Raw genomic sequence first — 11,938 nt, forward strand, 5'->3', positions numbered from 1 at the left:
AACAGCGCCTTCCAATGTACCAACAGCATTATAGGCCCAGGGTAATATTCCCTTTTCTGTATCAATCATCTCAAGGAGCAATTCGCTTTCACCCCCAAAATTAATCGTACCTCGGCCATAAATAAAGCCGTCAATTCCATACATCTTACCTAATTCCTGTGCGGTTGCGCTTGAAATTAAACCGCTATCCTGCGTAAACCGAATCTCCTCAAGTAACTTTGCGAGGTTTTCACGATCCACAACCTGCCAACCGTGACGAACCAGTTTGACTATCAACTTATCAATGACCTGCAATTCTTTTTGTCTTGGTACGTTTCCCAAATCCCAAAAAGAGATTTTTCTGATTCCTTTCGAGGCAAGATAAGATTTTGTATCGTCCAAATCCTTTACGACTGCCGAGATGACACTGTCAAGACTCGTATTAAGGTAATCACCATAAACCGGAATCTCATAAGCCCATGCAATATAGGAGCGTTCAACATCAATGCCCTTCAAAATCAAAGTCGAGTTTTTTTCTCCTGCTAATTCGTTATCGTAAAAGGTTCCGTACAGGAAGAGATCTATGCCGTACATTTCCCCAAGCCGCTTCATTGTATCCGGATCTACCAAACCTGAGCCGGTAAATTCGATTTCTTCGAGCAACTGCTGTAGACGAGTTCGGTCAACGACATCAAATTTTCTTTGCCTAACCAGGGATATTTTAAGTCGGCTTAAAAAGTCATCCTCATTATATATTACCGAACCACTATTCCCGATATCCCAAATTGCAATTGTCGAATACTCTCTTGTGTCAAGCCTATCTCCCAAGTCTTTGGCAATATTTTCTGCAATCGCATCAAAATCAACTGCTAAGGCCTGAGAAAAACAAACCAGCAGCACCAACAAAGAAACACGGCGTGAATAACCCACTTTCCCTCCAAGTTAGCGAATAGAGGGATTCAAGCACAAGGCTGAGTTAGCTGTCAAGCTTACTACAGCATCCAGCCGATTGTGACCCGCCAGGATTGGCCCAGCTCGGGGCGTCCAAACCCCACGGCGAAGTCCGCGCCCAGGCCGCCGAGGGTGAAGCCCACCCCGGCGCGCAGGTCGTCCTCCCCGTGATACCCGACCCGCAGGGCCGCCACGCCGCCGATGGTGTACTCCGCCGCCGCGGACCAGCGCCAGTCGTCGGAGAAGTCCGCCATTCCCCCCACCGCGACTACCAGCCCCTCCCAGGTGAACGCGAGGGCGCCCCGCACCCGGCGCTGACCCAGGCTCCGCACGTCGTAAAGCTGGATGTTGGGCTGGATGAAGTTCTCGCACGTGACCGCCGCGTACAGCCACCGCCAGACGATGGGCACCGCGAAGCCCAGGTCCATCCCGAAACCCTGATCCCCCGCCCCGGCCACCTCCCGGGCGAAGACGCGAAAGTTTAGGCCCAGGTAGTAGCCCGGCCGGTACTCGGGCGCCTGGCTCACCCAATCCTCCGGCTCCTCGTAGGTCTCCACGTACTCCTCGACCTCGCCGGTGTCCTCCTCTTCCTCCTCCTCGGTGAAACTTATGTCCTCGGGGAGGATGACCTTCGTCCCCAATCCGATGGACCAGCCGATGTTTATCGCCGTGGCCGTGTCGTGGTAGTCCTGACCCGTGGGGCGGCCGGTCTCGTCGTAGCCGGGAATGGCCCCGGCGTCGGAGCGGTCCACGTCGAGGACGAGCGTCCCCAGGCGCAGTAGGCCGGTGATGGGGTAGGTCAAATCCAGGGATTGGCGGTTGACCTCGGGAATCGCGGCAAAGGGCATGGCGTAGGTCGCCCCGATGCTCACCCCCGCGGTGTAGTCGGCGAGCAGAGGGTTGGCGCCGGGGAGGTAGGAGGGCTGCCCGGGGACGGCGACGGCCGCCTCGCCGAAGACGTACTCCCGCGCGCCGTAGGCCTCGCTGAAATCGCCCAGGGGGTCCGTCCCCCCGGCGGCGAGCGTCAGGACGGGCAGGCAGAGGATGAAGAGGAGTTTACGCATCCGTTTTTATCATCCGAAGAGGACCCGCGCCCGCCAGGCGGCCAGGCGGATGGTGGCGGCGTCCAGGTACCCCAGCGCCCACCAGCGCCCCTCCCGGTGCCGCACCGCGTTCAGGGTCAACGCGCCCCAGCCGAGCCCGAAGACGGCGAGGTCGGTCAGCCACTCGTCCTTGCGGTCCAGTTGGTTCGGCTTCTGTGTGTCGGCCTCGGACGACGGGTTGAGCACCCTGTAGTATCCGTGACGGAACAGGAAGGCATGGGCGCTCTCATGGGCCAGAATCGAGCCGACGGCCAGCGGGTCGTCCCGGAAGGCCTCCGCGATATAAATCTGCTGCGGCTCGGGGAGCTCGGGCACGCCGGTCATCGGCGGCCGCTCGGTCACCCGCACCAGCCCCGGGACCTCGAGCCAATCGCTGAACTCGACCGGCACCGGATCCTCGCCCGTCCAGGCGGCCAGAACCTCCTGGAATCGAGTCGGGTCCCCGTGGACCAGGAAATCCCGGTAGAGCGTCTCGACGTCCAGCGGACCTTTCGCGGCGTCCCCGCGGACGTAGCGCAGGACGAAGTCCACCTCGTCCAGCAGGGCGGGGTCCACGCCGGTCGGCTCCTCCACGGGCTCCAGGCTGTTCAGGAGAAAAACCCGGACCAGGAGGTCCCGCTTTTTTCCCCAAAATCCCTTCCTGCCGGCACCCCTCAGGCGGACGGTTCCCCCGCTCTCGAATCCCCCGGGGAGCGGAAAGCGGAGGCGAACCCCCTTAGTATTCAGCTCCACCGCGTCCCCGCGGGCGGCCGCCGCCGGGGAGACGAAGACGTACTCCATCTAATCCTCGGCGTACTCCCCCATGACCCGGAATTTGTCGTAACGCTTCTGGAGCAGCTCGTCCACGGGGAGCTTGGTGAGCTCGGCCAGGTCGGCGACGAGGACCTCCTTGACGATCTGGGCCGTCTCGTCCACGCCGTTGTGCGCCCCACCCAGGGGCTCGGGCAGGACGCGGTCCACCACGCCGAGGTCCACCAGGTGCCTGCCCGAGACGCGGAGCGCCTGGGCGGCTTCCTGGGCCTGGGCCTGGTCGCGCCAGAGAATCGCCGCGCACCCCTCGGGGCTGATGACCGAGTAGTAGCTGTTCTCGAGCATGTACACCCGGTCGCCCACGCCGATGCCCAGGGCGCCGCCGGAGCCGCCCTCGCCGATGACCACGATTATTATCGGCACCCGCAGGGTGAACATGTCCCGGATGTTGCGGGCGATGGCCTCGGAGATGCCGCGCTCCTCGGAGCCGATGCCGGGGTAGGCGCCGGTGGTGTCGAGGAAGGAGATGAGGGGAAGGCCGAAGCGGTCGGCCAGGTCCATGATCCGCCGCGCCTTGCGGAAGCCCTCGGGGTGGGGCATGCCGAAGTTCCTTTGTAGCTTCTCCTTGGTGGAGCGCCCCTTCTGGTGGCCGATGAGCGCCACCGGTCGCCCCTCCAGCCGCCCCACGCCGGTCACCATGGCGTGGTCGTCGGCGAAGTTCCTGTCCCCGTGGAGCTCCACCCAGTCGGTCAGGATGCGCTGCACGTAGTCCAGGGTGTAGGGGCGCTGGGGGTGTCGCGCCACCTGGACCCGCTGCCAGATGGTCAGGTTCGCGTAAATCTGCTCCTTGAGCTTTTCCAGCTTGGAGGAGAGGGTTTCTATCTCGTCGGCGAAGCCCACGGGGCCTTCGGCGTCGAGCTTCTTCAGCTCCTCGATGCGTCTGGTGAGGTCGAAGATCGGCTGTTCAAAGGCGAGCTGGGCGAACTCCATGCGTTCCTCCGCACAAAAAAGTCGAGCCCGACGGCGTTCAACCCGTCATTCTTTCGTTCACGGTCGTGGAGGTGGACTGACGGGCGACCATCATCCCGGTTCCCGCGCACCAACCGGCTCCCCGCTGACGACCGGCCCCCTTGACTACGGCTCCCGCGCTCCGACGTGAACACCGGCCCGTTCCCGGCTGGACGACCGGTCCCTTTTCGTTGGACGATGCCCCACCCTGTGACGGGACACCCCGTTGCGACCGACCAATTCCAGCCTGAGCGGCCGGACGACCGGCCCCCTTGCTCGGGAGGGGCGGATGGGCTACTATGGGGGCAACCCTAGCACGACGGGGGGGAAGTGTCAAGAAGCGGCGTGTCGGTGCTCGTCCGTATCGCACTGTTATAAAAAGGTTTAGCCATGAAGCCGCTCCGAACCCTCTCGGCCCTCCTACTCCTGGCCCTTGTCGTCGGGGGCTGCAACCCCGCCCGGATGGAGGACCTCATCGCCGACCTGGAGGGGACGTGGCACGGAGTTACCCTACTCGGCATGACGTTGGATCTGAGGATATCCCAGAACGGCTCCACCATCGGCAACTACGGCTCCTACTACTTCACCGGCCAGGCCTCACTCTACGGGACGCAGTTCGAGCTGACCTCCATAGATATAGACATGTCGGGCCAGTACACCGCCGAAAGCGAACGCCTGGATGGATACCTCTACGATTATCGGGACCCCGATGTGCCCGTCGAGGACCAATTCACCGTCTTCCGGGTGAAGGAATAGCTCCGGCTGAAAAAACGAGAGGCCCCGAAGGGGCCCTTTTTGAATCCATCATCCGGGAGCCAGGCGCCGACGCGCCGATGGTCAAAAAACGACGGCCCTCAAACGGTCAGGGCGTCGGAGGGACGTTGGTGATGGTCCCGTCGGGGGCGATGTACACGGGAGCCGAGGACGCGCCGCCGGTCATCTCCACCTTCCCCTCGCCCGCCCCGCCGTAGCGGCGGAAATTTTCTAAAACCAGGGCCACGTAGCGCTGGGTCTCGGGGTAGGGCGGCACAGCGCCGTAGTACTCCACGGACCGGGGTCCCGCGTTGTAGGCGGCCAGGGCGAGGCGCAGGTCGCCGTCGAAGCGCTCGAGCATCGCGCGCAGGTATCGGCAGCCGCCGTCCACGTTGGCCGTGGGGTCCCAGGGGTCCGTGACGCCCAGCTCCCGGGCGGTGGCGGGCATGAGCTGCATCAGGCCCATGGCGCCCGAGCCGGAGACGGCCCTCGGGTAAAAGGCGCTCTCCACCTTCACCACCGCCTTGACCAGGGCGGTCTCCAGACCGTAGCGCCCGGCGGCGGACGCGATCAGGGGGGCGAAGTTCTCTTCGTTGGAGGCGGAGGCGGCCAGCGCCTCGGGGGTAGGCACGTAGAGTCGGGGATGAGCGGGGACGTTGGTGATGACGCCGTCGCGGATGACCACCTCGTCGGCCCGGGCGGTCAGGAGGAAAAGGAGGGTCAACGCGAAGGTCCGCCTGAGCATCGCTTCACCCCGCGGCGGCCGGCGGCCTACCCGCCGCCGAGGACCACCTGCAGATCGTAGGGTATCCCGGTCACCGAACCGGGCAGGCCGAGGGCCTTCTTCAGGGCCAGGGCGTACTCGAGCTTGTCCGGCGTGCAGGAGATGGTGGTGCGCTCGCAATCGAAGGTGCTGTTGTTGCGGAAATCCACGACGGTCAGCCCGAACCCCTCGAGCTTTTTCGCCGTGCGGGAGGCCATGCCGGCGATGCCGCTGCCGTTGAGCACCTCGGCGGTCAGCCCGGACGCCCCTTCGGGCAGCGCGCCGGTGTCGGGCGCCGCGGCGAGAACACCCTCGATGTCCAGGCCCAGGACGAGGGTGATGTCCACCCGACGCGGGGCGCCGAATCCGAGCAGGTCGGACAGACGTTCGGCGAAGGACCGCAGCTCCTCGCTCTCGCCGTTGTAGTAGACGACGTTGACGTTCCCGGAGCCCAGAACGGCAATGGGCACGGCGCCGTACTCGGTCTGACCGAGCTGGGAAAGCTGGTACTCAACGTCTTTGAGCCTCTCGGCGTCCCCCGGCGTGTGCCAGACCTCCACCGAATAGCGCCTCGGGAGGACGATTTCGTCGGGCGGCTCGTTACCCTCGGGCAGCTCGTTGACCGTGGCGATTTCGCCGTCGTGCGTCTCGCCGTCCGGCGCATTCTCCTCCGTCTCCCAGGGTCGCCAGAGGACGAGCACCACGACGACCGCCAGCACGCAGACCACCACGACGGCTATCGTTCGGCGCTTCTGCTTGCGCCGCCGGGACTTCATCATCTCGACCCGACCCTCGATCACGTCATCCCCCGCAGCCCGTGAATGGTGGACCGGCCCGCGGCCGACCCGAATCAGTCCCTACCGCACCGCGGCCAGAGGTGAGGGGTCCAGGATGGTGCTCACCCGGACCTCCCTCGCGCCGGTGGAATCGTAAAGCGCCACCAAATCCGCATCCCGCACCGAGAGCCACACCTTGTCCCCCAGGGTGGAGAGCTCGGGGGTACCCGGAAGGTCCTCCACCTCCGCCGTGACGTCCCCATCCCCGTCCACGAAGAGGAGGTCCATCCCGGCGGCGTCGAAAACCCAGCACCCGTCGCCCATCGCTCCCGCGACCCGCGGGCTTCCCAGCCCCTCCACGGTCGTGAGGAGGGAGCCGTCGGAAAGGGAGCGTTTCTCCAAACAATCCCCGGTGGTCAGCCAGAAACAATCCGCGTCGGGATCGGCGCTGAGGTCGCCGTACCCGCCTTCCAGGACCAGCTCGAACACCGTCGCGCCGTCGGAGGGGTCGAGGCCGAGGACGCGGAACTCGTTCATGTTGTTCGTCAGCATCAGGACCAGGACGACCCTCGCGTCGCCGCCCGCCAGTGCGAGCGAGCGGGGCGGCGAATCGAGCCCGCTTTGCCACAGGGAGTTGCCGTCGGAGTCGAGGGCGACCACCTCGAGCGCGCCCGAGTCCGCCACGTACACGTCGCCCGTATCCGAGTCCACCGCCACCGCCTCGGGGTGGACGAAACCGCTGACGTAGAGCTCCTTCTGCCCGGAGTTGGATATTTTCACGAGTCTCGCGGCGTCGGAATCGGCGAGCCAGAGGGTGGCCGTCTGGGCCTCGGCGGCCACGTAATCCGCGTCGCCGAAATTGTCCACGACGGTCTCCACGTCACCGTCCTTGGACAAGAGCACCAGAACGCCCTGGGAGCCGTCGAGGACCCAGCAGCCCCCGAGCCCCGCGGTCTCCTCGGCGGCCGGCTCGCAACCGCCGAGGACCACGATGATGATGGATACCGCCACCGCGGCACCGGTGTATCTTCTCAAGAGGGCAACCCCGCTGTTAGTCTCCCTCGATCTCCTGGAAGAGATCGTCGCCGGTGGCTTCCCGCTCCTCTTCCGCCTCGGCCTCCCGGGAAGCCTCGACGGCCTCCAGCGCCTCGGAGTCCACGGTCCCGTCGTCCGTTTCCGGGTTGGAGACGATTACCTCATCACTCGTGTCGTCGGGGGTGAAAATCGCCAACAGGGCCAGACCGACGCCCACCAGCCCCACCACCGTCAGGGTGAGGGTCCAGTCATTCTCGGCAGTGGAGCTGGAGGAATCGTCTCCGCCCGTGGCGGCCAGGGCGGGAACGCCGAACAGGATCAGGCTCATTAATACGCACAGGGCTCGCATCGTGTGCCTTCTTTCATCATTTCCGGGCGAGGGTAAACCCCTCGTCTTCGGGCTCACAGGTATCGTGACGGTCAGTACCCCGACCCCGTTCGAAGCGCCTTTGCCTTCGGGCTTACCGATATATCAAGGGCAAGGGCCGACCGACGGCTTCACGCAGAGGTGGGACCTATGCCGGGTGAACCGGAGCGGCGGTCCCCGCGGGTGACGGTTGCGTGAAGGACCCGTCGCGCCAGACGCGTCCGGCGACCAACTCTGCGTCGCACCGCGCCACGGGGCCGATGTCGGCCACCCCGTTCACGTGGAACATGCCGACCACATGGCCCTCCAGCCGAACGTCGTCGCAGCGAACCACTCCGGCCAGCTTCGCCCCCTCCGCCACCCACACCAGGCCGGAGATGTCAATCTCCCCCTCGAAGGTTCCCTGGACCAGCACGTTTACGTTCCCCTTCACCTCGCCGGCTATCTCGTCGTCGGGGGAGACGTAGAACCCGATGGGGAGCTTGTTTCTCGCCGCGGTGGGTTCGGTTGCGGGCTGGGGCGGCTCTGAACTCTTTTTTCGTTTGATGAAGTCGAAAAGACCCATTGTCGGTGTACCTACAGACTCAGGATTCCCAGGAGCGCGTACTCCTGGTGGTTGAAGCGGTGTTCGTGGGCGACGACCTTTTCGAGAGGGGTCAGCCGGATGTCGTTCGAGATCAGACCGACGAGTACGTCGCTCTTTCCCTCGGATATTGCGCCCACGGCCGCCCAGCCGAGGCGAGCCGCCAGGTTCCGGTCGTAGGAGGTGGGCGCGCCCCCGCGTTGCAGGTGACCGAGCACCGTGGCCCGGCACTCGATGCCGGTGAGCGATTCCAATTCCCCGGCGATGACCTCGGCCCGGCCGGCTCCCTCGGCGCAGATGACAACGGCCGATTTCTTCCGGGAGCGCTTCAGGTTGAATGTCAGCCGTTCGGCCAGCGGCGGCAGCTCGGCGCTTTCGGGCACCTCGGGCACCACGGCCGCCTCGGCTCCACCGGCCAGCGCAACCTCCAGGGCGATGGCCCCCGACTTGCGCCCCATGACCTCGACGACGAAGATCCGGTGGTGGCTGTCGGCGGTCTGGCGGAGCTTGTCCACGGCGTCGAGGGCCGTGTTCACCGCAGTGTCGAAGCCGACGGCGTTATCGGTGCCGAAGACGTCGTTGTCTATGGAGGCGGGCACGCCGACGACCTTGAGCCGGGTCTCCCGGGCCACGGCGTGGGCTCCGGCGGCGGACCCGTTCCCGCCGATGACCACCAGCCCCTCGATTCCTTTATCTTTCAGGTGCCCGTAGGCCCGTTTCCGGTTCTCCGGTTCGAGAAACTCCTCCGAGCGCGAGGTGCCGAGGATGGTGCCGCCGCGGTCTATTATCCCGCCCACGTCCCGGCTCTCGAGCCCCTTGAATTTGCCCTTCAACAGGCCCTGGTAGCCGTCCAGCACCCCAAAAACCCTGCGGCCTCCGTAGAGCGCCGTCCGGGTCACCGACCGGATGCAGGCGTTCATCCCGGGGGAGTCCCCGCCCGAGGTCAGCACGGCTATACTGGGTTCTTCCCCCATGCGACCCCGAAAAAGGATACCCGTTCCTAAGTGTCCGTCGGAAGCGGTTTTCGGCCCCCTTCGTCGGGGGGAAGATTAGCACACCGATTCCACCTAGTCAACGTGGCGACGCCGCTCCCCGCGCAGGTCACACGACCTCCAGACCGCACTCCCGCGAGCTCATCCGGTTCCCGGGATCGAGGCGGTCGGACAAGGGGCTCAAGCCACTTGTCGCGTTCGATAACGTCGTTTCGTCCCCCGGATAATTTTTCGCACCCGCCGCAAGAGGGGAGTGAACCGGTAAACCCATATCTGTCAGCCGATTGACAGTTCCCGTGGGCCCCCGTATACTTTACGGGCCGCCTCAACAACGAGGAGCGAAGCGGTGCAATCCTACGACCGGCTGCTCGACACACTGAGAACCCTCCTCTCCCCGGGCGGGTGCGCCTGGGACGCCGAACAGGACGTCCGCAGCATGGCCCGGTATCTGATCGAGGAGTCCTATGAATTCTACGACGCGGTGGCGGAGGATAGTTCCACCGGGGTCATCGAGGAACTGGGGGACGTTCTGTACGTGGCTAGCTTCATCGCCCTGCTGGCGGAACGTGACGGGACCTTCACCCTGGCCCAAGTCTGCGACGGCGCCGAGGAGAAGATGCGCCGCCGCCACCCCCACGTATTCGATCCCGGGGGGCCGAAGCTGGACGACGCCGACGCAGTCATCCGCCACTGGGAGAAGTTGAAGCACGGGGAGGCCGAGGAGCCGACCGAGCTGCCGCTGAGCCGGGCGCTCGAGAAAGTCCCCGTGCACACCCCGCCGCTGCTGCGGGCGGTCCGGGTCCAGGAAAAGGCGGCCCACTACCACTTCGACTGGCCCGAGGTGGGCGGCGTCCTGGACAAGCTGGAGGAGGAGACGGCCGAGCTCCGCCGGGCCGTGGGGGAGGGGCGGAGGGATCGAATCGCCGACGAGCTAGGCGACGTCCTCTTCTCCCTGGCCAACCTCGCCCGGTTTTTAAAAATGGACCCCGGGCAGGCGCTGATCGGAACCGTAAAGAAATTCCAGGAGAGGCTGCGGTGGATGGAGACACGGTGCGTCGCCGGGGGCGTATCGCTCTGCGACTTGAACCTACCCGAACTCGAGGCCCTGTGGCAGAAGGCCAAGCTCCAGCTAGAAAACGACGCCTCCTGACATCCCGGGGGGCCTATATTCTCCTCGTGACGGCCGTCGCGGTCCTGGCGGGGATCGGCTACCACACCCTCGGCGGCGGGTTGGACGACGGCGCCTACCTGCAACTTTCCTTCTCCGACCAGCTCCTGGCCGGGGAAAGCTTCCGCGTCAACGTGGACGACCCCTCGAGCGACGCCACCGCCAACCCCCTCCTGGTAGGGCTCCTGTCGGCGGGACGCCTCATTTTCGGCGGGGAGGCCGGGGCCCGGGTGCTGGGGGTGGTGATCCTCGTCGGCTTCGGTCTCTGCGCCTTTTGGCTGGCGGCCAACCTCGGCGCCGAGCCGATCATCGCCTGCATCGCCGGACTGGCGGTGGCCCTCTCCCCCTCGGTCGTCACGGCTTCCTCTTCGTTACAACCCATCGCCTTCGACGCCCTTCTGTTGGTCATCGCCGTCATCGGCGTGCTTCGCGGCATCGGAACTCTCGCGCTCGCCGCCGGCGCCCTCACCCTGACCAGCTACCCGGGCATGTTCGCCGGGCTGGCCTTCGCGCTGGCCGTGCCGGCCATAGACGCCGTCAAGCGCAAGCAGTTGGAGAAGCGCTACCTCCTGCTTCTGATCCCCTTCGCCCTGGCGGCGGCCCGGGCCATCAGCGGGCCGATTCTCTTCGAATCCAACCCCCTGAGGGAGGTGCTCGCCCCCCTCGCCCTCTCCGGCGCTCCCGCGATGGAGCAGCGTCTCACGCTGTTGGCGGCGCTGCCGATTCGAATCTTTACCCTCCTGGGCGTCTCGACCGTCGGATTCCTTATGTCCGCGGCCGCCTTCTCCCTCGCCGTCCCGAAGCTCAGGTGGCGGACCTCCCTGGCGGCGATCGTCATTTCCGTGGCGGTGACCTACCTCGTGATGCGGGGCACGGAGCTCATGGTGCTGTGGGCGGCGCCCCTGGTGGTGGTTGCCGGCGTCACCTGGTGCGGCTCCTACTGGAAGGAACACAAAAAGGTCCGGTTGTGGGTCACGGTGGGGGTGGCCCTGGCTTTCGTGGCGCCCCCGCTCTTAACCTTCCCCCAGAGTGGCATCGAGGGGGGAGTACTGGACCTCTGCCGCCGCGTGCCCGAGATCCTGCCCCCCCGGACCGTCATCGCCACCTCCCACCCCGGGGCCTACCGCTGCATCGCCGACGTCCCGGTGGTGGACCTCTCCGGCGCGCTTCCGCCAAAAATCTGCGAGGGCCCGCGCGACCTGGCGGTGGTGCTCGAGAGCTGGGCCCACCGGGTGCGGGTCCGCCGCCCGACCTACGTCGTGAGCGACGGGGTGAACATCGCCGAGGTGCGTTCAACCCCGCTTCTCGAGCGGGTTTTCCCGGAAAACGACGGCCCCGACGCCCTCTGGCGCATAGACTGGGAGCCGCTGGATCGCCGGGAGGGGCTCTGGAACCCCGGGGTGCTGGAACGCATCGGCGATGGGAGGCTCATCAACTGGCTCGACATCGGCGGTGGCGGAGAATCTGCCGGAATCGTCAACCTCGAGACCTACGGGGCCGCCAATCTCGACTGGAAGCTGGTCTGGCTGCCGGTGGAGCTGTGGGGTCGGAGCACCACCCTCGCCGACACCTGCCGCGTCTGCAGGAACGCCGAGGCCGTCCGCGTTGACGTGCTTCTGCCGCCCCATACGCGCGTCGTCTGCCTGCGCCTCTTCGTGTGCGGCGCCGGGGAACCGGAGTGCCGCGCCGAATCGGGCGCCTACTCGACCT

The 11,938-nt window shown here is 65.3% G+C and carries 13 protein-coding genes; 3 read left to right on the forward strand and 10 right to left on the reverse strand.

What is annotated here, in order from left to right:
• The 4 genes from VM054_01115 to VM054_01130 all read right to left on the reverse strand — a co-directional run.
• Positions 1-909, reverse strand: a 909-nt coding sequence (locus tag VM054_01115; GenBank protein ID HUT97657.1) for a CsgG/HfaB family protein, incomplete at its 3' end; no start/stop codon positions are given.
• A gap of 62 nt (positions 910-971) precedes the next feature.
• Entirely contained in the window at positions 972-1,994 is a 1,023-nt protein-coding gene (locus VM054_01120) for a hypothetical protein (protein HUT97658.1), read from the reverse strand.
• A 9-nt stretch (positions 1,995-2,003) separates the two neighbouring features.
• Positions 2,004-2,813 (reverse strand): hypothetical protein, encoded by an 810-nt coding sequence (locus tag VM054_01125; GenBank protein ID HUT97659.1) that lies wholly within the window; start codon positions 2,811-2,813, stop codon positions 2,004-2,006.
• Positions 2,814-3,773 carry an acetyl-CoA carboxylase carboxyltransferase subunit alpha gene (locus tag VM054_01130; protein ID HUT97660.1) on the reverse strand — a complete coding sequence of 320 codons (960 nt, stop codon included), beginning with the start codon at positions 3,771-3,773 and terminating at the stop codon, positions 2,814-2,816.
• Between the two features lie 408 nt (positions 3,774-4,181).
• Here VM054_01130 and VM054_01135 point away from each other — a divergent pair, with 408 nt between their 5' ends.
• Positions 4,182-4,547: a hypothetical protein gene (locus VM054_01135; protein HUT97661.1), complete on the forward strand. Its 366-nt coding sequence runs from the start codon at positions 4,182-4,184 to the stop codon at positions 4,545-4,547.
• Positions 4,548-4,653: 106 nt separating this feature from the next.
• On the opposite strand, the gene VM054_01140 is transcribed toward VM054_01135, so the two are convergent.
• From VM054_01140 to VM054_01165, 6 genes are all read right to left on the reverse strand, one after another.
• Complete coding sequence (locus VM054_01140; protein ID HUT97662.1) at positions 4,654-5,289, reverse strand: lytic transglycosylase domain-containing protein; 636 nt, start codon at positions 5,287-5,289, stop codon at positions 4,654-4,656.
• 26 nt (positions 5,290-5,315) lie between these two features.
• Complete coding sequence (locus tag VM054_01145) at positions 5,316-6,107, reverse strand: LytR C-terminal domain-containing protein (protein HUT97663.1); 792 nt, start codon at positions 6,105-6,107, stop codon at positions 5,316-5,318.
• A gap of 57 nt (positions 6,108-6,164) precedes the next feature.
• A complete protein-coding gene (locus VM054_01150; protein HUT97664.1) occupies positions 6,165-7,118 on the reverse strand; it encodes a hypothetical protein in 954 nt (317 codons plus the stop codon).
• A 16-nt stretch (positions 7,119-7,134) separates the two neighbouring features.
• The gene (locus tag VM054_01155; GenBank protein HUT97665.1) at positions 7,135-7,446 is read right to left on the reverse strand and encodes a hypothetical protein; all 312 of its coding nucleotides are present in this window, start codon (positions 7,444-7,446) and stop codon (positions 7,135-7,137) included.
• A gap of 187 nt (positions 7,447-7,633) precedes the next feature.
• Positions 7,634-8,050, reverse strand: coding sequence for a polymer-forming cytoskeletal protein (locus VM054_01160; GenBank protein ID HUT97666.1), 417 nt, complete (start codon positions 8,048-8,050; stop codon positions 7,634-7,636).
• An 11-nt stretch (positions 8,051-8,061) separates the two neighbouring features.
• Positions 8,062-9,042 (reverse strand): ATP-dependent 6-phosphofructokinase, encoded by a 981-nt coding sequence (locus VM054_01165; protein HUT97667.1) that lies wholly within the window; start codon positions 9,040-9,042, stop codon positions 8,062-8,064.
• Between the two features lie 364 nt (positions 9,043-9,406).
• Between VM054_01165 and mazG the strand changes: the two genes are divergently transcribed.
• Both mazG and VM054_01175 read left to right on the forward strand, forming a co-directional pair.
• Complete coding sequence (mazG, locus tag VM054_01170) at positions 9,407-10,210, forward strand: nucleoside triphosphate pyrophosphohydrolase (GenBank protein HUT97668.1); 804 nt, start codon at positions 9,407-9,409, stop codon at positions 10,208-10,210.
• A gap of 26 nt (positions 10,211-10,236) precedes the next feature.
• Positions 10,237-11,938: hypothetical protein (locus VM054_01175; GenBank protein HUT97669.1), on the forward strand; the 1,702-nt coding region annotated here is incomplete at its 3' end.

Source organism: bacterium (assembly GCA_035528375.1).
Classification (GTDB): domain Bacteria; phylum RBG-13-66-14; class RBG-13-66-14; order RBG-13-66-14; family RBG-13-66-14; genus RBG-13-66-14.